The sequence below is a fragment of the Lysinibacillus boronitolerans JCM 21713 = 10a = NBRC 103108 genome, from assembly GCF_000772935.1.
Taxonomy (GTDB): Bacteria; Bacillota; Bacilli; order Bacillales_A; family Planococcaceae; genus Lysinibacillus; species Lysinibacillus boronitolerans.
The window spans coordinates 17,051-37,244 of sequence record NZ_JPVR01000079.1; the positions used below are offsets into that span (position 1 = coordinate 17,051).

Genomic DNA, 20,194 nt, shown 5'->3' on the forward strand with positions numbered 1-20,194 from the left:
ATTTAACAAAGATAAACTTACATGAATAAATCGGTGAGCGTTTATCCCACCGATTCAATGCCACTATGACGTAAATGCCTTTAATATCGTCTCTAATTTCATACCACGTGAGCCTTTAAGTAAAACAATAGATGATTCATTCGCTTGTTTTAGCTTTTCAATAATAGCCATATAATCATCTTCTACATACAATAAACGTTCCGCCTCAAAACGCTCTTTTAATACTTTGTAAAGATATAACATTCGAGGGCCAAACAAACAGACATAATCAATTTCATCCTCATTAATATGCTCAGCTAGACCCTCATGGAAACTTTGCTCATTTGGGCCAAGCTCCAGCATGTCTCCTAACACTAGCCATTTTTCAGGTCGAATAGTTGATGTAGCCATGAATTGAATGGCAGCTTTTACGGAGGTTGGTGCTGCATTATAGGCATCATTGATAAATAGAGCGCCATTCGTTCCTAGCACCTGTTGCATTCTCATATCTGTTAATACTACATGCTCTAAGGATGTACGTATTTGTTCATTGCTTAAACCTAGCTTATGAGAAATTAACATTGCCACAAGTGTATTTTTTACTTGATGCTTGCCAAGCACTGAAATAAAGAAATCTCCCTCTATCATACCGTGTGTAGTGAAGTGGCTGCCATCAGCGTTAGCATGAATATTGTCTGCGTATAAAAGATTGTCGGATTCTAATCCAAACGGCACTGACTGTAAGTGCTGTTCTTTTGCCACTAATTCCTGGAGCAAGGGTTCATCACCGTCATAGAATAATAGACCATCTGCTTGCATTCCTTGAATAATTTCAAACTTCGCTTTTGCAATACCAGCACGCGACCCCAAATCCTGCATATGGGCCTCACCAATATTGGTGATAACCGTCATATGAGGACGAGCAAGCTTAGTTAGAAACTCAATTTCACCGAATCCACTCATGCCCATCTCAAGGACGGCTACATCTGTATCTTCATCAAGCTGTAAGATAGTAATTGGCAAACCTAATTGATTATTAAAATTCCCGATTGTTTTTTGTACTTTAAAGAATGGAGCAAGTGTCCCCGCTAAAATATCCTTTGTTGATGTCTTACCATTTGAACCTGTAATGCCAATAAATTTTGCCTTATGTTCATTACGATATGCTCTAGCCATTTCTTGCAAAGCTAATTCTGGATCATCAACAAACAACAAAGGATAACCTTCTGGTGGATTCGGCTCATCCTTTTGCCAAAGAGAAGCTCCGGCACCTTTCTCAAATGCCTGCATTACAAACTTGTGCCCATTTGCATGCTCACCACGAAATGGAACAAATAAGTCTCCTTGTTGAATTGTTCTTGTATCAATAGAAATTCCTGACACAACCGTGTCATTAAATGCCGCCATATCCTCATTTAACCATGCAGCCAATTGTTTTAAAGTTTTTTTCACGATAATCCCACTCAGTCTTTTTTATAGTGAAGCTGTTGTTTTTCTTCATAGCGCTCTATTGCTAGGGTAATTAAACGGTCGATCAGCTCTGGATAACTCACATCTGTATGCTGCCATAATAATGGATACATACTTACAGGCGTGAAGCCTGGCATTGTGTTTACTTCATTAATGTACACGTTATTTTCAGCTGTTACAAAAAAGTCCGCACGAACTAATCCGCTACCATCAATAGCCTTAAATGCACGCTTTGCCAGTTCTTTTAAGCTTGCCACTGTTTCTACTGGAAGCTCAGCTGGAATAATAAGTGCTGTAGAACCGTCCTTATATTTAGAATCATAATCATAGAAATCAGTAACTGGTTTAATTTCTCCTGGTACTGAAACTTCTGGATAGTCATTACCTAACACTGCTAATTCAACTTCACGAGCTACAATTCCTTGCTCAACAACGATTTTACGATCATATTGCAAAGCAACCTCAATAGCTTTTTCTAATTCCTCGCGATTTGTTGCCTTGCTAATTCCAACACTTGATCCTAAGTTTGCAGGCTTTACAAACATTGGCCAATTTAAGTTATTTTCACAGCGCTCAATGATTGCCTGTTGCTCATTCTTCCACTCACTACGAATAAAATACGTATAGGGCACTTGAGGTAATCCTGCAATTTCAAATAATTGCTTCATTACCACTTTATCCATTCCAGCAGAGGATGCTAATACACCATTTCCTACATACGGTAAATTCAGAACCTCAAGTAAACCTTGCACAGTTCCATCCTCACCATTCGTCCCATGCAACAATGGGAAAATAACATCAAACTTTACCTCCGCGCCATTTTTATCAATTAAAAAATCAGTAATATTATTTTCTAAAATTGTAGTATTATCACCAAATTGTAGCTCTTCTATTGCACTTACAGGTTTTTCTAAACGCTCTCCACGGCGCCATTCCCCGTCAGATGTAATGAAAATCGGATATACTTCATACTCCTCGAAATTCAAAGCTCCAGTGACTGCACGTGCTGTCGATAATGACACTTCGTGCTCCGCTGACTTTCCGCCGTATAATAAACCGATTCTTTTTTTCATTTTTGTGCCCTCCACATACTTCTTGAGTACTATTAGTTTATCATGAAACGTCTTGACAAATGACATAAAAATCTCACCGTATTTTTAACGGTGAGATTTTGCGTGTATATTTCATCGACTATGCCCTGGCGACATTTCTTCCTGCTATTGAATTATACAGAACAATGCAATAGGAATAATATCTACCAACAGCCTAACTTCATTTTATAAAGGTGATTGTTCTTTAATTGCGCCACCATGAAGATTAAATAATATAGATCAATTCATCGTGCTCCGTTTTTAAAATCGTATTTAAGTCATCCCAAACTTCGTCAGGAAAAGAATATTCAGACAGATTGCGAACTTCTATTCCATACGCTACTTTTGGTTTTTCAATCCGATACAAGGAAAGTAATGCCCCATCTTTCGCAAAGGATCGGTAAGAACGTAAAAAATCTGGTGATACAGCGGGAATACTTGCTTTTACTTTTCGACGCCAAAAACCAGTGCTACGTTCCTTTTCACGAATTAAACTATTAAAAACATTGGCAACCAATAAATCCGAATCACTTAAATGACGAAAATAAATTTTTGTCATTTTCTCTAAATCTGAAGAATAATAGACGAATCTATTTTGTAATTTATTAAAAAATGCTGACGTAATCGGTTCTTTCTTATGACTTATGTAAAGCAATTCTCCTTGTTCCATCGGTGTTAAATGATCTAGCCTCTTCTCGTCCATAAAATCAACCCAACATAATTCTTTTGATTCAGCAGATTTTTTCACAAAACGAGGAACATCTTCTTCCAATACATATTCAAATTGTGTATGCATATTAAAAGAACCGTCTTCATAGGAATGTTTTAATAACAGTAAGTGATGCAGTGGTTCAAGTGCAGCCACAAATTGCGAGAATTTTAACCCGCTAAATATGACAAATTTATCGACATCATTCATATGAACATAAATATGATACATAAAATCATCAGCTGACTTTAATTTTTTAGCCACAACCATCACCCCATTCTTCACTACATTATAAGACTAAACATGATTTTTTTGAAACATTTTATGTTAATTGTCGTCACTACTATATACGCAGGCATAAAAGTATTTTTTGCGTTATAATTAGGAATGTTAAACATGCATTTGCATATATAGTTTAGATTACTCAATAAGTTCAAGTATTTGCTTAAAATTCCATTGACAATATTCAAAGCAAATTGCAAGCTTATCAATAGATATGAGCTATTCTTACAGCACTGCTGGCTATTATTTTGCTTTCTTCTTTGACCAATTATAAACGAAATAGGGAGAATCGCATCACATTTACTCATATTGAGATACTATTTTAATTTAGGTGGCTTTTATGGAAAATAAACGAAATTTCGCAAATCGTTTTGACTGGACACTTGCTTTTATTCTCTTCACTTTTCTAGTCATTAGTTTGTTAGCTATTGCATCTGCCCAAACATCAGGTCAATATGGCATTAACTATGTACCAAAACAAATGCAATGGTATGTCATTGGTGCAGTAATTATTGGTATAGTCATGTTTTTTGAGCCAGATCAATATAAAAAAATGTCATGGTATATGTATGGAGCAGGGATTGCCTTACTGGTACTGCTTATTTTTATGCCTGAAGGAGAAGGTCAAATCGGTGCACCCGTTAATGGTGCTAAAAGCTGGTATCATACGCCGATAGGAAATATTCAGCCTTCTGAGTTTATGAAAACTTTTTACATTTTAGCACTAGCTCGATTAATTAGTAAGCACCATGAAATTTATTCATTACGATCAATTAAAACAGACTTTTTGCTATTAGGTAAAATCGCTATTACCTTAATCGTACCATTGGCAATTATTTTAAAGCAGCCTGACCTAGGCTCAGCGCTTGTATTCTTTGCCATTACTGCAGCTCTCATCATTGTAGCAGGTATTTCTTGGAAAATCATTCTACCAACATTTTTAGGTGGCATGGTAGCAGGCGGTACACTACTGTGGATGGCACTCTATATGCAGGACTTTCTAGAAAAAACATTTGGATTTAAGGCATATCAATTTGCTCGTATTTATTCTTGGCTAGACCCCTATTCCTATTCATCCAGTGATGGCTATCACTTGATTACCTCTTTAAATGCTATTGGATCAGGTGAAATTTTTGGTAAGGGATTTAGAAATCGAGAGGTATATGTAGCTGAAAACCATACCGATTTCATTTTTACAGTTATCGGTGAAGAATGGGGCTTTATTGGCGCTAGTATTGTTATTTGTATTTTCTTCTTATTAATTTATCATTTAACAAAGACAACCCTTTTATTGAAAGATCCCTTCTCGACATATGTATGTGCTGGGATTATTGCTATGATTACTTTCCACGTTTTCGAAAATATTGGTATGACTATTCAATTACTACCTATCACAGGTATTCCGCTTCCGTTCATAAGCTACGGAGGAAGTTCGCTTATGGGGAATGCTTTAGCGATTGGGCTAGTATTTAGTATGCGATTCCATTATCGAACATATATGTTTACCACACATGATGAAGATGAATAAATATAGAAAAAGGGAAGTCTCGGGTATTGAGACCTCCCTTTTTCTATTGGAAACGAGTTAAGCTTGAACTTGCGGAGTTTGCGTTGGTGGTGTTAGCACTTTTAAAAGTTCTAGTCGAGACTTTGTTACAGTGGCTGTTACACCCAACTTAGATAAATTCGAAACAATCTTTTTCAAATCTACTTCTTTTGTCATACATTCCACCTCAATCTTTCCTCGATTTTATATAACGTTTTATTTACGAAAAAGTTTCATTTTTTTACGAGTATGATGTCTGACAAATTTATCATACCATTTAACTTAGCTATAAAATTTTTCAATTTTGTTACATTGTAAATTTTTCACACTCATCAAACTTTTCCATGAAACATATTTAAATTACCCAAAACCGCTACATTCTATTCAAAAATCAGAACATAGATTTAAAAAATCTTAAAGAGCTTCATTTCTTCCTTTACTGAATAGTTCCACTTCATCCAAGCTTCCCCTCCCCTATTGTTGTAATCGCAAGAACAAGAGGGGTAGAATATACATATTGAAATATCGTATGAAAGCAGGGAACTGTATGAAAAAGGCTATTTTATTATTGATGTCTGTTCAATTCCTCGTTTACCTAGGGTTCGGCATTATTATTCCCGTCTTACCAGAGGTAATTGTGCAGCAAAATTGGCATGAACTCCACGTAGGTGGTTTATTGACTGTCTATTCACTTGCAAGTTTTTTCACAGCACCATTTTGGGGTATGCTATCAGATAAGGTAGGGCGAAAACAACTGATCCTTACAGGTCTAATTGGCTTTAGCCTTAGTTTTGTTATTTTTTCACTATTTATAGATAACCTAGTTATATTGTATGCTTCACGTATTATTGGTGGTTTATTTTCAGGTGCATTATATACAGCAGTAACAGGATTTATCGCCGATATGTCCAGTGAAGAGGATCGCAATAAATATATGGGATTTATGGGCATGTCCATTGGTCTTGGGTTTATTTTTGGTCCAGCAATCGGGGGAATGCTAGGTCATTATAGCTTACAGTTGCCGTTTACTGCATCAGCATTATTAATTGCACTATTATTTATTTATGCAAGTTTCGTCCTAAAAGAACCTAAAAAACGAAAAGATTCAAATAAACGTGCTATAGTGCCAAAAGGTGCTGCAACAATGCTACAATACCGTGTGCGCTATCTATTTATGTTTTCATTTTTAGTAACTTTTATGCTAGCGGGCGTTGAGGCAACATTCCAGCTATTTCAAATCGAAAAAATTCACATTACTCCATTACAAATTGGTTACTTGTTCATGTTTAGTGGCTTTGTCGATGCAGCTATTCAAGGCGGGGTCGTTCGACGTATAAAAAACGGCAGTGAAACGACATGGTTAATCGGTGCACAAATTGTAACAGCTATCGGCATGCTTTTATTTACATTGACAGCTAATCTTTTTATTGCTGGGCTTGCCCTTTGTGTCTTTACAGCAGGTAATGCACTTGCAAGAACTTGTGTTGTATCACTCTCCTCTAAAGAATCTGGAGGACAATACGGAACTGCTGCTGGGCTTTCCTATTCAATGGATAATTTAGGACGTATTCTTGGTCCATTATTTTTCACATGGTTATTTACCGTACAAGCAAGTCTTGGTTATTATATTTCGGCAGCAATAGCCATACTTTCTATAAGCCTGATTTATATATATAAGGCATCCAGTAAATCATTGCGTCATCCATAACATATAGTAAAGTGCCCATTATGGATGCCAAAAGTCAGGTTAAGTCAGAAATCAAAGAAACGCCCCCGTTATTAGAAAGTAAAATTCCTAGTGAACGCGATCTCCTCTTATCAGATGTCTTTACTAGCTCAATTTTTCAAGGAATTTTTCCTTAACCTAAAAAACTTTCTATTAGAGAATTACTAAATAAACCATGCGGATTATCTCTGATATGTCTAAGGGATAATCCTTCTCCATGCTATCTAGCCATTTCATATCTTCTTTCCGCATTTGAAGTAGGCTATACTAAGTATGTTATTAACAAAAGTAAAGGCAGGTGTAGGAATGAGCATTTTTACAGATATAGAATATTTAGTTCCTTTAACTTTGTTTTTTAATATTTTATTAGCCATGACCATCATTTTCTTAGAACGTAAAGATGCCACCTCTACATGGGCATGGATTCTCGTATTATTTTTCCTGCCATTAGCTGGATTTATATTGTACTTATTATTAGGAAGACAATTACGAAGAAAGCATCTATTCCGTTGGGAAGGACGCAAGGATATTGGGATTGATAATTTGATTAGCTATCAGATGGAAGCGATTCGTGATGAAACGTTTGAGTTTCGTATTGCTAATGCAGAAAATTATCAAGAGATGATTTATATGCACCTCAGAACAAACAATGCGGTATTAACACAGGACAACCATCTGGATATTTTTGACGATGGCGCCGATAAGTTTGAACAGCTTCTTAAAGACATTGAAGCAGCTAAAGATCACATCCATATCCAGTATTATATTTTTAGACTTGATGACTTAGGTACTCGTATCGTCAATGCACTGATAAAAAAAGCAAAGCAAGGCGTTAAGGTACGTCTTCTCTATGATGAAATGGGATCACGTAATGTTAAAAGACGCCATTTTAAAGAATTGCTGCATGCTGGTGGTGAAGTAGAAGTTTTCTTCCCATCCATTTTGCCACTTCTTAATCCTCGTTTAAATTTTAGAAATCACCGAAAGATCGTTGTCATTGATGGTCGAATTGGCTATATTGGCGGTTTTAACGTCGGTGATGAATATTTAGGCTTACAAAAAAAGTTCGGTTATTGGCGAGATACACACTTACGTATTGAAGGTAGTGCCGTACATCCCTTACAAACACGATTTTTACTCGACTGGAACCAAGCTAGTGCTCAACAAAAAATGGGGTACTCTGATCGCTATTTCCCTGCTATCCCCAAAAAGGGTGATGTGGGTTTACAGATTGTTTCAAGTGGACCAGACTCAGACTGGGAGCAAATAAAGATTGGTTACTTAAAGCTTATTAATATGGCTCAAAAATATATTTACATTCAAACACCCTATTTCATCCCAGATGTTAGTTTCTTAGACGCCATTAAAATTGCAACCTTGTCAGGCATTGATGTACGTATAATGATTCCTAATAAGCCTGATCACATGTTTGTTTATTGGGCTACTTATTCTTATGTGGGTCAATTATTACGTGCCGGAGCCAAAGTCTACATTTATGAAAAGGGCTTTATCCATGCTAAGGCTATTATTATTGATGATGAGGCATCCTCTGTCGGAACAGCAAATATTGATGTACGAAGTTTTAGTCTGAATTTTGAAGTCAATGCCTTCATATATGATGCCAATATATCGCACCAATTAGCCGAGCTGTTTGAGAAGGATATTTTTGATTGTACGGAATTAACATGGGAAATGTATAAAAATCGTTCAACACTAATTAAATTTAAAGAATCTATTTCCCGTTTATTAACACCCATTTTATAAACTAAAAAGGAAGAGAGCCTGTTCAACAGAACCGCTTCTCTTCCTTTTATTATTTCACGCCTAAATATTCTTCCAACGTAATATTTTTCTTTGTTATCTCTTTTGCAACCTCTTTGCCCACATAACGATAATGCCAAGACTCATACATATAACCTGTTATCTCTTCTTTGTTTTGAGGGAAACGCAAAATAAAGCCATACTCTTGTGCATGTGCAAATAGCCATTGCCCTGCTGGAGTTTCCCCAAATTCTTCTGTCAGCCACACATCTTCTTTTCCTCGCTCACCTATATCAAACGCTAAGCCTGTTTGATGTTCTGAGTAGCCTGGACGAGCACTATATCGATCTGCTGCCGCCTGTCCATCACGTTTAACATAATTATCATAAAGTGTTGTTTGATATTCAAAAGAACGGTAGCCACTAAAAGCAACTAAATCAAATCCTTGCTGCTTAGCAGCAGCTAACATTTGATTTAACGCTTCTCGTGCTTCTGGATTTTCTTCAGGTGCAAAGGTAGACGGAAGCGGATAAATTTTATTGGCTAGCAGAATACCATTGATATAAGTTGGTTCGGTAGGTAATGTTTGATTTGGAAGATAGCCATTTTCGTCTGGTTGTTGCTCAGGCTTTGCGGGTGTTTCAGTATTGTCTGGCTTCTCTGTTGCAGTAGAATCTTGTTCAGTTGTTTTGTTTGTTTCTGTTGTTTTTGGCTGCTCATCAGTTGCACTATTTACTTGATTATTTTTATAGTTATAGACTACAAAAATTGCTACGATTAACGCGATAGATATGAAAGCACCAACGATAAGCGGAAGACGATTGTTTTTCACTCTTTATACCCCTCTTAAAATATCAGGTATCTATAAGGATGATGTTTTTATAGCTTTTCACCTTGAAAATACCTATTTTATTGTATTACTAGTTATATTCTTATTTTAGCACTGTTCACATTTTCGGGTGTAAATTTCCTACGTAAATATTCAATTAATCTGTTAGGACAATGACAAATACTACTATAGATGCAATTGCGAAAAAAATTGCCATATACTGCATCCACTTCGCTTCTTTTACATAACCTTGCTCTTTAAAGCTTTTCGCTCTAAACCCATTTGATAAGGCGAACATAATCGTCATTGCAAGTACGGCAAAATTAAATTTCCCTATAATAATAAATACAAGTGCTGCAATACTAAAAATTGCAACGAGAATAGATGATAGCCATTTTTTGTTCATCCTGCTGTCCTCCTAAAAAAATCGAGGCAACAGAGGCGCCTCGACATCAATCAATTTATTTTTTTGCTTTCTCGGGATGTTCCGAATAATATTTACGTCCAATATATGTTTGAATAATCAACAATGCACCACTGACAGACCAATACAAAGGTAGTGCTGCCATAGAAGACATGGAGATAAAGACAATCATAATTGGTGAAATATAAATAAACATTTTCATCTGAGCTTTTTGTTGCTCAGGTACAGTCCATAAAGATACACGAGCCTGGATTAGGTAAACAATCCCTGCAACAATGGTCATCACGATATCTGGTGAACCCAAGCTAAACCATAAAAACTCATGGGATTTCACATCGGCAGAATACAAGATTGAGAAATACAGACCCATAATAATTGGCATTTGAATTAACATCGGTAAACAACCCATATTAAGTGGATTAATGCCATGCTTTTGATATAGAGCCATCATTTCTTGTTGATATTGCGTTTGCTCTTCTTTTGTCTTAGCTTCCTTCATTTTTTTCTGAACGGCTTCCATTTCAGGTTTAAAAGCATCCATCTTCGTTTTCATTAATTGTTGCTGACGATAGTTTTTTAACATAATCGGCATTAAGATTAAACGAATTAGAACCGTAATCGCGATGATTGCTAAACCATAGCTCCCTGAAAAGATATCATTCCCGAAAAACTCCAATAAAAATTCCATAGGTTTTACAAAGATACTATAGAAAAAACCTTCTTTGTTTTGCACAGCTTGACAGCCACTAAGAACAAAAACGGCAAGACCAAGCATTGAAAATAGCTTCAAATTTTTCATTTTTCCACCTACTATTATTTATCAACTACAGTGAAGTATACCTTATAGGGTCTCTCTTTATCAAATAGCAAGTGCTACTCATTCCTTAAGCTGGTTCTCCAGATGATTCATTAAAAAAGATGCGAGCTTTAGCAACGCTAATATGTTCGCACCTTCTCATTCTCTATGCTCAAAATCTAGACATTTTGTAATTCAGTCTCTGCCATTTCAAAACGATAAAATTCATGATGAAGCTCGTCTCTAAAATGTTTTGGCGTAACTCCCGTATATTTTTTGAAAATACGAGTAAAATAACTTTGATTACAGAAATGGAATTGATCTGAGATAGAAGTAATACTTTTGTTTGTATGTCGTAAGTAGTATTGTGATTCTTCTACACGTCTAACATTTAAATACTCAACCAATGTAATGCCCACATGTTCTCTAAAAATACGTGATAAGTGACTAGTACTTATATGAAAGTTATTAGCAATACTTTCGACAGTTAAATCATTTTCAAGCTCGTCATTTATATACATTATCACTTTGTTAACTGTTTGATGTCGGAAAGTCGGTTGTTTGCGATCTGCAATAAAGTAAACAAAGAAATCAATTAAATCATCAGCAAATTGTAAAAACTCTGCGTCTTTCATCTGATTTTCTATCATATCGTTACACGCAATATTGAAAGCAAATGCTTTTTTCGAAGGTACTTGATTGTCCAGCAATTTACGAGCAACAATTGATGACAAAACAGAAAAATAGCTTCGAACGATTTTAATGACCTGTTTGCCAAAACGAATTGAGAGAATATCAATTAACTCATGCAAAGATTTTTTCGCTTTTGCAGATTCTAAATGGTAAATTTCAAAAATTAGTTTCGACTCAATATTAAAAAATTCTTCGACACCGATATATTGATTAATATTATCGATTTCTTGGAAGTATCTTTTGGATATCGTTTCTGACATAGAATGTTGATGTAGTTGCATAATCTTCCCCATCTTTCCTCAGAGTGCACGAATTGCATGACAATATTTGACACCAATCCCGACGAATTAAAAATAAGAAAATAGTATTTACTTATTCAATATAAGAACTGAGTCCTATTTCACAAATTTTATTAACAAATAAATCAAAAATAACCCTACTAATACACCAGATATAAAAAAAATAGACTATACAGTGAATTTTACCATATTCTGCGATTTCCTTTCAACCACATTTTAATTGCTACTCTAGTTCTAATTTATCACATACGCATAGTAGAAACCTCGTAAACTTAATCTTAACAATTAAATTTTACCATATACATATCAAAATAAATTAGTCATTTTATAAATTTATTTACAAATTATACAAAACTACTTACATTATTCTAATGGAACATTCGACATTTTTCTATTTTATTCCTAAATCTTCTCTATATAATTTATATGAATATGTAGTAAAATAGATGATAATACTATTTTTAAAAGTTTAGACGAGGTGTTTAAAGTGGATCCAAAACAAATAGAAGAGATCATGGAGATAATTAAGGAGTTCTTCCCTGAAAATACGTCCATCGCTATCTCAGATACAAATGAATATTTGTATTACCAACCAAGCAAGAAAGTTGATTTAAAAATTAAACCAGGTGACCCTATCAAAGAAGGTTCAGCCGCACACAAAGCATTAAGCTATGGTCAAAAAATCAGCTCCTATATTGAACCTGATGTCTTCGGTGTCGCATATTATGGCATGAGTATTCCTTTAATGGAGGAAGGCGAAACAAAAGGAGCTATTACTGCTATCTTCCCGCAAAAACCATCAGCATTCTTAACAAACTACATTACAATCAAAATTGATGATTGCTGGTACCCAATCAAACATGATCAAGTGATTTATTTAGAAACACAACTCCGTAAAACATTTGTTAAAACAATGACTCGTGAAGGTTATCACCGTTTAAACTTAAGTGATCTAGAGCTATTTTTAGCACCTGACTCATTTATTCGTTGTCACCGCTCTTATATCGTTAACATTGACTACATCGATGAAATTCAACCAGATTCACACTCAACGTTTTTATTAATTATGAAAGATGGTACGCGCATTCCTGTTAGCCAACGTTATGCAAGTTATTTCCGTCGTTCTTTAGGTTTCTAATTATGTAAGAACAGCAAGCAATTAATAATTGCTCGCTGTTCTTTTTTGTGCTCAAATCAGCCTCATTTTCTTCCCTATTTAACTATTTTTGCACTATTTTTAATGTAGAAAACAACTAAATTTATACAGCTCTACAATAAAACGTTTTCTCTGTCGAAAAAGCATCTTAATGCTCGATTTTCCTTTTTTTACTCAATTTAATGCTAATTCTAAAGTTTTTGTGACAATTTGGTGATAGTATTATTCAAATGGTTGGAGTCATACTACAACTGAATAAACAGAAAATTCTTAAATGTTTTTTCTAGTTTTGTAATCGGTTTCCATCAAAATTATTTAGGGGAGGATTTTTTTATGGATGCAAATGTTCAAAAACGCCTTGGTTTAAAAGAACTTGAGAGTAAAATTGTAACTGCTGAAGAAGCAGCAGCACTTATTTCTAATGGTGATGTAGTTGGGATGAGTGGTTTTACTCGTGCTGGGGATGCAAAAGTTGTTCCAATGGCATTAGTTGAGCGCGCAAAAAATGAAGAATTCAAAATTGATGTATATACAGGTGCATCATTAGGACCAGAAGTAGATAAGTACTTAGCAGAAGCTGGTGCAATTCGTAAACGCGGACCATTCCAAGGTGATGCGGGTATTCGTAATTTAATTAATTCTGGGGATATCTTATATGTAGATGCTCATCTTTCTCATAATGCTGAGCTAGTGCGCCAAGGAATTATCGGACCAATCAAGTATTTAATTCTTGAAGCGGTTGCTATTACTGAAGATGGCTTAATCATTCCAACAAACTCTGTAGGTAACTCACCTATCTTTGCAGAATATGCAGAAAATATTATTATCGAGTTAAATATTTCTCATCCAGAAGCTTTAATTGGTATTCATGATATTTATGTACCTGGAGAGCAAGGTAAACGTGAAGCTATTCCAATGACAGATGCTATGCAACGCCTTGGTGATATTGGTATCAAAGTGGATCCAGCTAAAATTAAAGCAATTGTTATTTCTGAAGAGCCAGATGCTCCTTCATTAATCGTACCTCCAGATGAAGAAACACAAACAATGGCAAACATTTTATTAGACTTCTTCCGTGATGAAATTAAAGCGGGTCGTTTAACAAAACAATTAATGCCATTGCAATCTGGTGTAGGTTCTGTAGCAAACGCTGTACTTGATGGCTTTGCAGATTCAGAATTTGAAGATTTAATTGTTGCATCTGAAGTACTTCAAGATGCTGTATTTAACTTAATCGATGCTGGGAAAGTTAAATTCGCAGCTGCAACTTCAATCACACTTACTGAAGAATTACAGCAAAAGGTTTATGGTAATTTAGAAAAGTATGCTGATAAAATTTGCTTACGTCCACAAGAAATTTCTAACCACCCTGAGCTTATCCGTCGTTTGGGTCTAATCTCAATCAACACAGCTCTTGAGTTAGATATCTATGGTAACGTAAACTCAACGCATGTTTCTGGTACTCGTATGATGAACGGTATCGGTGGTTCAGGTGATTTCGCACGTAACGCACGCCTTGGTATTTTCGTTACAAAATCATACGCAAAGGGTGGAGCAATTTCTTCTATCGTGCCAATGGTATCTCACGTTGACCATACTGAGCATGACGTTGATGTTATCGTAACGGAACAAGGTATTGCTGACTTACGTGGTCTTGCGCCAAAAGAACGTGTACCTTTAATTATTGAAAACTGTGCACACCCAGATTACAAAGAGCAATTATGGGATTACTACAACCGTGCAGTGGAAGCAACTGGCAACCACCAAACGCCTCATCTTTTAGAGGAAGCACTTTCTTGGCATGTAAATCTTGCTAAAAACAAAACAATGAAAAAAGAAGTTGCAAAAGCTTAATTACTAAATGCTCGAACGTCTAATAAGTTGATACTTATTAGACGTTTTTTCTGCGTGAAAGCAAAAAATAAGTGAGAAGTATTATCGATTGGAAAATGCTATAATAGGACTATATCAATCTTATTGACTATAATTGTTCTATTTCATCGGAGGAACTATGAAGAAATTTATCTATGCTATTATTTTCTTTTCGTTTTTCGACCTTTTTACCCAGCTCCCTGTTATGAGTACATATGCTGAGTCTTTAGGTGCATCGGCATTCCTCACTGGTCTTGCAGTAGGAATGTATTCGCTTTCCAATACATTCGGTAATATCATTTCAGGCTTTTTAACGGATCGCAAGGGACCTTTTATCATACTCATAATAGGTCTTCTAACAACGGGTCTAGCATTAACGCTGTATAATTTAGTAGAAGAGCCCATTGCTCTATTAATTGTACGTTTTATCCATGGCCTTGTTGCAGGCTTCATTGTTCCTGCTGCCTTTACATTTCTAGCAAACGCTACTGAGCAGGAAAAAAGAGGAAAGGGCAGTGCTATTTCTGGTGCCTTTGTTGGTATAGCAGCCATTATAGGCCCTGCATTTAGTGGCATTTTAGCTAGCCGAACAAGTGTCCCCTTCGTTTTTAATATCACAGCAAGCTTTATGCTTCTTTTAGGTATTCTTGCGTTCTTTATATTGAAAGCAAATCAAGTAAAAAAAGAGAAGGCTCAACCTAGTAATTATATTCCGATCAGTGTTTTTTTTAATAACACAGGAACATTAAAAGCCTTTTTAGGAGCCTTTTTCTTAATGTTTTCTCAAGGTGTTATTGCCTATCTACTTCCACTTAAAGTGCATGCCTTAGGCTTCGACTCTCGTTTAAGCGGCACTTTAATGAGTACATTTGGTATTATTGCAGTCCTAGTTTTCCTATTACCTACTAATCGTATTTTTGATAAGGTCAATCCACTCAAAACATTGTCTTTTGGAATAGGTTTAATGGGAATAAGTCAGCTATTAATTAGCCAAGCAAATTCTAGCTCTTTACTCTATATAGCAATGGCTTGCTATGGAATTGGATTCGGTTTCCTATTCCCTTCAGTAAATTCGCTGCTAATTGACTCCACAACTGCTGAAGTACGAGGAAAAGCATATGGCTATTTCTATGCGTTTTTCTCTCTAGGTGTAGTAATAGGCTCATCTTTACTAGGTTGGCTATCACTTGGTACTGTCAGTGGCTTTGTATTTACTGGCTTCGTTTTATTACTCTTTGCAGGCGCTATCCTTATCCCACACAAAAGACCTTCTCATGCTTAAATGAGAAGGTTTTTTGTTTACTTTTCCTTTTCTTGAATTTCTTCATTATAGAAATGGACACCAGTATGTCCTCCACCTTCAGCTACCATTTCATTCGAGGCAATTTTAGTTGGTGAAGTACCCGCCTCTGTTGCTACCTCTGTAGCTACACGTTCTGCAATATTGTCGTGCATATCAGGACCTGTTGTAAGATACGACTCTAATTTTGCTTTCATACTATTAAACATTGTTAGTGCTTTATCACGATTCTCTTTTTTACTGAAATAAGATGCTGCTAGTCCTGCTAATCCTGCAACAACAACACCTGTACCTTTACGTTTTGCCATAGTTTATTACCTCCTAAAAATATAGAAACTAGCTCTGTAGTATAGTTTTTCCCTATTCTTAAAAGAATAAACATTATTTTTTTATACCTTCTAGCATATATATTAATGTAAGGCTAAAACTTGCTCTTTTATCTAGTAATAATTCTGCCAATTCAATGCAGTTCGTCTCGTTTTAATGCAGACAAAATCTCCTATTAACATCCAGCTATCACACCTTTATTTTTAGCATTCGTCAAAATTTTGTAACTATTTATGATTATAAAGGGCAAGTAAAGGGAATTAATGAAATAACACTAAAATAGGAGAGTGGTTAGGATGAAAGATTTTGATTTAGCATATGATTGGATAGATATGGCTTCATTAATTGGTGGGGCTGGCTTCTTAACAGTACTAATTTATAGTGTCATTCTATTATAAGGAGCTACTTACATGATTTGCTCTAGCAATTAAAAGGCAATCCGCTTAATTAAAAGCAGATTGCCTTATTTTTATTGTTTTACATCATTGTATGCATCTGACTTTTCAAATGCTGCCACAACATAGGAACAAACGGCCTCCATTTTATAGCCATTTTCGCGTGCATACGTTGCTGCTTGATCGAGTAATTGTTTGGCCACACCTTGACCACGGAGCTTATCTGATACATATGTGTGATCCATTACCATTACTGAGCCATTTTGCTGCCAAGTGATTTCCGCCAGTTTTTCTCCTGCTTGCTCATTTAAAAATGCAAACTTATTTTCTGCTAATTGTTGTAATTGGAATTCCATTTCTCACCACTCCTTTTATTCATAGTACCATAGCTTTTTGTATTTTCACAAAATTTGTGTACCTTCCTTTTATCTAATTAGCGTAGCTATGTCCAGATAATCGGTTAGCCTTCTGTGTTGGAAGCAGCTCACTTCAATTATTTACTTGCTGAATCAAAAAAAGAATCTGTACACCTTCTCTAGCAAAGTGAGAGGGTATAACAGATTCCTTTCTATCAACTTTAAATTTAGTTAAACCATGAAGAAATAGTATCTTTTAAATTAGCAAAAAAGCTTTTCACACTTTCCCAGAAACCTTTATCTTCCATAAGTGAGCCAAATTTTTCTTGGATCGTGTTACTAATATCATTTAATTGATCTGACCATTTACTAAAATCAATGTCCAGCTTGCTTATTTTATCCATTAAATCTACTAGCAATTGACGGTCCTTTTCACTTAAATTAATTTCAAGCTTAGTTAATTGCTCTTGTACAATTTTTTCCACATCTTCACGTGTTGCTGGCTTTAATTCTGCAATTTGCTTTTTAATTTCAGTCAGTAATTCTGCTACTTTTGCATCGTCTACTCCTGCAGATTCTGCAATGGATGTTGCTACTGATAATTCTTCATTTGCTACATCAGTACGATCAATATCCAGTGTTTCACCTGTAGTGACCTCATATGCCTTGTAAATACCTACTAACGCTGAATGCCCTGTAACGGCTTTCGGAGCAGCTACCTGTACTGATGCATCCTGAATTCCTGCTGTTAACATCGCATTTGCGTACATCTCTGAAGTTACCTGCGTTATATTCGATGGTGTGACAATTTGTATTACCAGACCCTCTCCTGCATCTCTGCGTGTAATCTTTGCAGAAGAATACATACGTGAGCTTGAATTACTATCTTTAATGTATTTTACTAGATCCTCACCAGACACAGTAATTTCTTCGATTTCAGGTTCTTCACTTACTTTTAATGATTTTTTTACAGACTCTTTTTCAGCCTCAGATAAATTTGCTCCATACACGACGATCGGTACGCCAAGTTTTTCATCTATTGCTTTTGGAGGCGTATTGTCAGATGCAAATCCTGTAGCTGGTGCCATCACTCCAAATACCAACATTGTAGCAGTTAGTATTTTTATCCATGTTTTTTTCAAATCGTGTGACCCCTTTCGCTAAAACTTCATAATTAGCAAGTATAATGTATGCCATTATACAATAATTAGTACGAAAAAAAGACGAGAAGGTTTCAAGGATGTCTCTCGTCATTTTTCCTGTTGTAAATGTCTTGCTGGCAATTCAAACTATATCCTTAAACTTCTTCAGTCCAACCATCCTGTTGTTTTACTTTACCAGCTTTCATTAATGTTCCTAAGGCACGTTTAAATGCCCCTTTACTCATATTAAACATTTCTTGAATCTCCTCAGGAGACGATTTATCACCAAATGGCATTTTACCGCCCACATCCTGTATATAATTCAATATTTGTTGCGCATCATTTGAAAGACGCTCATGTTTTCTCGGTAAAAGAGAGCCATTCATGGAACCATCGTCTTTCACATCGATAATACGTACAACTACATCTTGTCCTAATCGAGGCTCTGTACTTCGCTCAGATTCATGCACGAAAATACGGTAAGGAACTTCTACACCTAGTAAGAATGTCCCGATCGGTAACAAACGATATGGGCGTGCTTGGATATTTTTATTGTGCATATCTTCAAATGCACCTTCATATAGCTCTGAGATTTTTTCCTCTGTGGCTAAACGACCAAATAAATCACCATTACGATCTGTGCGTAGTGTCATAAATAAATGATCGCCTGGTTCTGGCCATACCTCTTTTAATGCAGGTAAATCCTCTGCTTTTACTAATACTTCGCGAGATGTACCAATATCCACAAAAGCACCTTCATGTTCCACTACTTTCAAGACGCGTGCCCAGCCGTACTCACCTTGTGTAAAAGCTGGAATTGCAGTTGTAGCAGCCAAATCTCCACGACGGTCTGCAAATAAAAATACTTCAAGGCGATCACCTACTGTTAGTGGCTCTGTTACCTCTGAAGCATTTAAAGGTAGTTCTTCAACTCCATTTGTTAAAATCCATTTCGATGCTTGTTGCTCTAATACCGTTAATGTAACGACTTCACCTGATTTTAATGCGTTCATATTGTCTCCCTTTCCTTCACACCATCATTTTAAAGATTGTGCTGTGTCTTAGATGCCTCTAATTTTTTCACGATGTCTGGATTTTCTTCCATTACTTGCACAAGATCTGCAATACGATCGATTGAATTCCAACTTAAATGATGTTCAATTCCCTCCACATCATCATAAATACGTTCTTCATCCACACCAATCATTCGTAAAAACTGCTCGAGCAATTCATGACGCTGCACAAGACGCTTTCCGAGCTTATCCCCTTTAGGCGTCAATGTCAGTCCACGGTACTTTTCATAAACTAAATAACCATCTTTATCTAATTTTTGAACCATTTTTGTAACAGAAGAAGGAAGAACAGATAATGCTTCAGCAATGTCAGACACTCGCGCATATCCCTTGTTGGCAATTAATAAATATATTTGTTCGATATGGTCCTCCATACTAGGTGTTGGCATATCCTTTTCCCTCTCTTTCCTTTTCTTACTCTCTAGTTTACTACAAGCTTGGCTTAAAAGTTAACTGAAAATACATAGCCTAGAGAAACACTTCCTTTACAACTTAAATAGAGCCTCTTCTATTAAGAAGTAGGCTCTACTTTGTGTCGAGGATACTTATTTACCACATGTAACGCATGAATAATCTCTTTATTAATGCGCTCAATGTTTCCAGGAGTATTCATTTCTTTAAATGCCTCATCTCTAGCTTCCATAGATGTAACATACTTACTTGGCAATGCATTTAGTGTAAGTGCCACCGTGTCGAATTCACAGATTTCGCATTTACAAAATGTTTGATATTCTGGTCCTCGTAGTAAAAAGCTTACTAAACCACGCACAATTTCTTCTGTAACATTTACTAAAATAGGATCTGACATATTCAAACTTTCGCCTCATTTATATTTAATTGTTACATTACTCCTGAAACTATAATAGCCTTAAAAAAAGTCTTTTTCAAGAATCGCAAGTAGCATCTATCCGCATAAAATCCCTCATGTCAAAGCAAGATTAATTTCCTACCTTTTCAGATCGTTCTAC

At 35.8% G+C, this 20,194-nt stretch carries 20 protein-coding genes; 6 read left to right on the plus strand and 14 right to left on the minus strand.

Annotation, left to right across the window (positions count from 1 at the left end):
* Positions 1-63: 63 nt before the first annotated feature.
* The 3 genes from CD31_RS17005 to CD31_RS17015 form a co-directional block, all read right to left on the minus strand.
* Positions 64-1,431: a UDP-N-acetylmuramoyl-tripeptide--D-alanyl-D-alanine ligase gene (locus tag CD31_RS17005; RefSeq protein ID WP_036079398.1), complete on the minus strand. Its 1,368-nt coding sequence runs from the start codon at positions 1,429-1,431 to the stop codon at positions 64-66.
* An 11-nt stretch (positions 1,432-1,442) separates the two neighbouring features.
* A complete protein-coding gene (locus CD31_RS17010; protein WP_036079400.1) occupies positions 1,443-2,522 on the minus strand; it encodes a D-alanine--D-alanine ligase in 1,080 nt (359 codons plus the stop codon).
* Positions 2,523-2,766: 244 nt separating this feature from the next.
* Positions 2,767-3,519, minus strand: coding sequence for a hypothetical protein (locus CD31_RS17015; protein ID WP_036079402.1), 753 nt, complete (start codon positions 3,517-3,519; stop codon positions 2,767-2,769).
* Between the two features lie 352 nt (positions 3,520-3,871).
* Between CD31_RS17015 and CD31_RS17020 the strand changes: the two genes are divergently transcribed.
* Positions 3,872-5,059, plus strand: a complete 1,188-nt coding sequence (locus tag CD31_RS17020; RefSeq protein ID WP_036079404.1) for an FtsW/RodA/SpoVE family cell cycle protein — start codon at positions 3,872-3,874, stop codon at positions 5,057-5,059.
* Positions 5,060-5,116: 57 nt separating this feature from the next.
* Here the strand turns inward: CD31_RS17020 and CD31_RS23600 are convergent, their stop codons facing one another.
* Positions 5,117-5,254 carry an Lmo0850 family protein gene (locus CD31_RS23600; protein WP_004232019.1) on the minus strand — a complete coding sequence of 46 codons (138 nt, stop codon included), beginning with the start codon at positions 5,252-5,254 and terminating at the stop codon, positions 5,117-5,119.
* A gap of 370 nt (positions 5,255-5,624) precedes the next feature.
* On the opposite strand from CD31_RS23600, the gene CD31_RS17025 reads away from it, so the two are divergent.
* Together CD31_RS17025 and cls are read left to right on the plus strand one after the other, a co-directional pair.
* Entirely contained in the window at positions 5,625-6,785 is a 1,161-nt protein-coding gene (locus tag CD31_RS17025) for an MFS transporter (RefSeq protein WP_036079799.1), read from the plus strand.
* A 324-nt stretch (positions 6,786-7,109) separates the two neighbouring features.
* The gene (cls, locus tag CD31_RS17030; RefSeq protein ID WP_036079801.1) at positions 7,110-8,567 is read left to right on the plus strand and encodes a cardiolipin synthase; all 1,458 of its coding nucleotides are present in this window, start codon (positions 7,110-7,112) and stop codon (positions 8,565-8,567) included.
* A gap of 49 nt (positions 8,568-8,616) precedes the next feature.
* Here cls and CD31_RS17035 read toward each other — a convergent pair whose 3' ends face one another.
* From CD31_RS17035 to CD31_RS17050, 4 genes are all read right to left on the minus strand, one after another.
* The gene (locus CD31_RS17035) at positions 8,617-9,396 is read right to left on the minus strand and encodes a M15 family metallopeptidase (RefSeq protein WP_016992708.1); all 780 of its coding nucleotides are present in this window, start codon (positions 9,394-9,396) and stop codon (positions 8,617-8,619) included.
* A 154-nt stretch (positions 9,397-9,550) separates the two neighbouring features.
* Positions 9,551-9,799 carry a hypothetical protein gene (locus CD31_RS17040; protein ID WP_036079405.1) on the minus strand — a complete coding sequence of 83 codons (249 nt, stop codon included), beginning with the start codon at positions 9,797-9,799 and terminating at the stop codon, positions 9,551-9,553.
* A gap of 55 nt (positions 9,800-9,854) precedes the next feature.
* Positions 9,855-10,616 (minus strand): membrane protein insertase YidC, encoded by a 762-nt coding sequence (yidC, locus tag CD31_RS17045; RefSeq protein WP_036079406.1) that lies wholly within the window; start codon positions 10,614-10,616, stop codon positions 9,855-9,857.
* A 176-nt stretch (positions 10,617-10,792) separates the two neighbouring features.
* Complete coding sequence (locus CD31_RS17050) at positions 10,793-11,587, minus strand: helix-turn-helix transcriptional regulator (protein ID WP_004232009.1); 795 nt, start codon at positions 11,585-11,587, stop codon at positions 10,793-10,795.
* Positions 11,588-12,092: 505 nt separating this feature from the next.
* Here CD31_RS17050 and CD31_RS17055 point away from each other — a divergent pair.
* The 3 genes from CD31_RS17055 (at position 12,093) to CD31_RS17065 (ending at position 15,915) form a co-directional block, all read left to right on the plus strand.
* Positions 12,093-12,743 carry a LytTR family DNA-binding domain-containing protein gene (locus CD31_RS17055; RefSeq protein ID WP_004232004.1) on the plus strand — a complete coding sequence of 217 codons (651 nt, stop codon included), beginning with the start codon at positions 12,093-12,095 and terminating at the stop codon, positions 12,741-12,743.
* A gap of 351 nt (positions 12,744-13,094) precedes the next feature.
* Complete coding sequence (gene scpC / locus CD31_RS17060; RefSeq protein WP_016992711.1) at positions 13,095-14,615, plus strand: succinyl-CoA:acetate CoA-transferase ScpC; 1,521 nt, start codon at positions 13,095-13,097, stop codon at positions 14,613-14,615.
* Positions 14,616-14,772: 157 nt separating this feature from the next.
* Positions 14,773-15,915, plus strand: a complete 1,143-nt coding sequence (locus CD31_RS17065) for an MFS transporter (RefSeq protein ID WP_036079407.1) — start codon at positions 14,773-14,775, stop codon at positions 15,913-15,915.
* A gap of 17 nt (positions 15,916-15,932) precedes the next feature.
* Here CD31_RS17065 and CD31_RS17070 read toward each other — a convergent pair whose 3' ends face one another.
* The 6 genes from CD31_RS17070 to CD31_RS17095 form a co-directional block, all read right to left on the minus strand.
* Positions 15,933-16,241 (minus strand): hypothetical protein, encoded by a 309-nt coding sequence (locus tag CD31_RS17070; protein ID WP_004232000.1) that lies wholly within the window; start codon positions 16,239-16,241, stop codon positions 15,933-15,935.
* 488 nt (positions 16,242-16,729) lie between these two features.
* The gene (locus tag CD31_RS17075) at positions 16,730-17,011 is read right to left on the minus strand and encodes a GNAT family N-acetyltransferase (RefSeq protein ID WP_036079408.1); all 282 of its coding nucleotides are present in this window, start codon (positions 17,009-17,011) and stop codon (positions 16,730-16,732) included.
* Between the two features lie 227 nt (positions 17,012-17,238).
* Positions 17,239-18,153: a DUF1002 domain-containing protein gene (locus tag CD31_RS17080; RefSeq protein ID WP_016992715.1), complete on the minus strand. Its 915-nt coding sequence runs from the start codon at positions 18,151-18,153 to the stop codon at positions 17,239-17,241.
* Positions 18,154-18,308: 155 nt separating this feature from the next.
* Entirely contained in the window at positions 18,309-19,166 is an 858-nt protein-coding gene (locus CD31_RS17085) for a CvfB family protein (RefSeq protein WP_016992716.1), read from the minus strand.
* Between the two features lie 29 nt (positions 19,167-19,195).
* Positions 19,196-19,615, minus strand: coding sequence for a transcriptional regulator MntR (gene mntR, locus CD31_RS17090; RefSeq protein ID WP_004231993.1), 420 nt, complete (start codon positions 19,613-19,615; stop codon positions 19,196-19,198).
* A 122-nt stretch (positions 19,616-19,737) separates the two neighbouring features.
* Positions 19,738-20,034: a late competence development ComFB family protein gene (locus CD31_RS17095; protein ID WP_374116337.1), complete on the minus strand. Its 297-nt coding sequence runs from the start codon at positions 20,032-20,034 to the stop codon at positions 19,738-19,740.
* Positions 20,035-20,194: the final 160 nt, after the last annotated feature.

Coding starts and splice junctions, on each gene's coding strand:
- CD31_RS17010 (WP_036079400.1), bottom strand. CDS start 2,522: ATGAAAAAAAGAATCGGTTTATTATACGGCGGAAAGTCAGCGGAGCAC.
- CD31_RS17015 (WP_036079402.1), bottom strand. CDS start 3,519: ATGGTTGTGGCTAAAAAATTAAAGTCAGCTGATGATTTTATGTATCAT.
- CD31_RS17020 (WP_036079404.1), top strand. CDS start 3,872: ATGGAAAATAAACGAAATTTCGCAAATCGTTTTGACTGGACACTTGCT.
- CD31_RS23600 (WP_004232019.1), bottom strand. CDS start 5,254: ATGACAAAAGAAGTAGATTTGAAAAAGATTGTTTCGAATTTATCTAAG.
- CD31_RS17025 (WP_036079799.1), top strand. CDS start 5,625: ATGAAAAAGGCTATTTTATTATTGATGTCTGTTCAATTCCTCGTTTAC.
- cls (WP_036079801.1), top strand. CDS start 7,110: ATGAGCATTTTTACAGATATAGAATATTTAGTTCCTTTAACTTTGTTT.
- CD31_RS17040 (WP_036079405.1), bottom strand. CDS start 9,799: ATGAACAAAAAATGGCTATCATCTATTCTCGTTGCAATTTTTAGTATT.
- yidC (WP_036079406.1), bottom strand. CDS start 10,616: ATGAAAAATTTGAAGCTATTTTCAATGCTTGGTCTTGCCGTTTTTGTT.
- CD31_RS17050 (WP_004232009.1), bottom strand. CDS start 11,587: ATGCAACTACATCAACATTCTATGTCAGAAACGATATCCAAAAGATAC.
- scpC (WP_016992711.1), top strand. CDS start 13,095: ATGGATGCAAATGTTCAAAAACGCCTTGGTTTAAAAGAACTTGAGAGT.
- CD31_RS17065 (WP_036079407.1), top strand. CDS start 14,773: ATGAAGAAATTTATCTATGCTATTATTTTCTTTTCGTTTTTCGACCTT.
- CD31_RS17070 (WP_004232000.1), bottom strand. CDS start 16,241: ATGGCAAAACGTAAAGGTACAGGTGTTGTTGTTGCAGGATTAGCAGGA.
- CD31_RS17075 (WP_036079408.1), bottom strand. CDS start 17,011: ATGGAATTCCAATTACAACAATTAGCAGAAAATAAGTTTGCATTTTTA.
- CD31_RS17085 (WP_016992716.1), bottom strand. CDS start 19,166: ATGAACGCATTAAAATCAGGTGAAGTCGTTACATTAACGGTATTAGAG.
- mntR (WP_004231993.1), bottom strand. CDS start 19,615: ATGCCAACACCTAGTATGGAGGACCATATCGAACAAATATATTTATTA.
- CD31_RS17095 (WP_374116337.1), bottom strand. CDS start 20,034: ATGTCAGATCCTATTTTAGTAAATGTTACAGAAGAAATTGTGCGTGGT.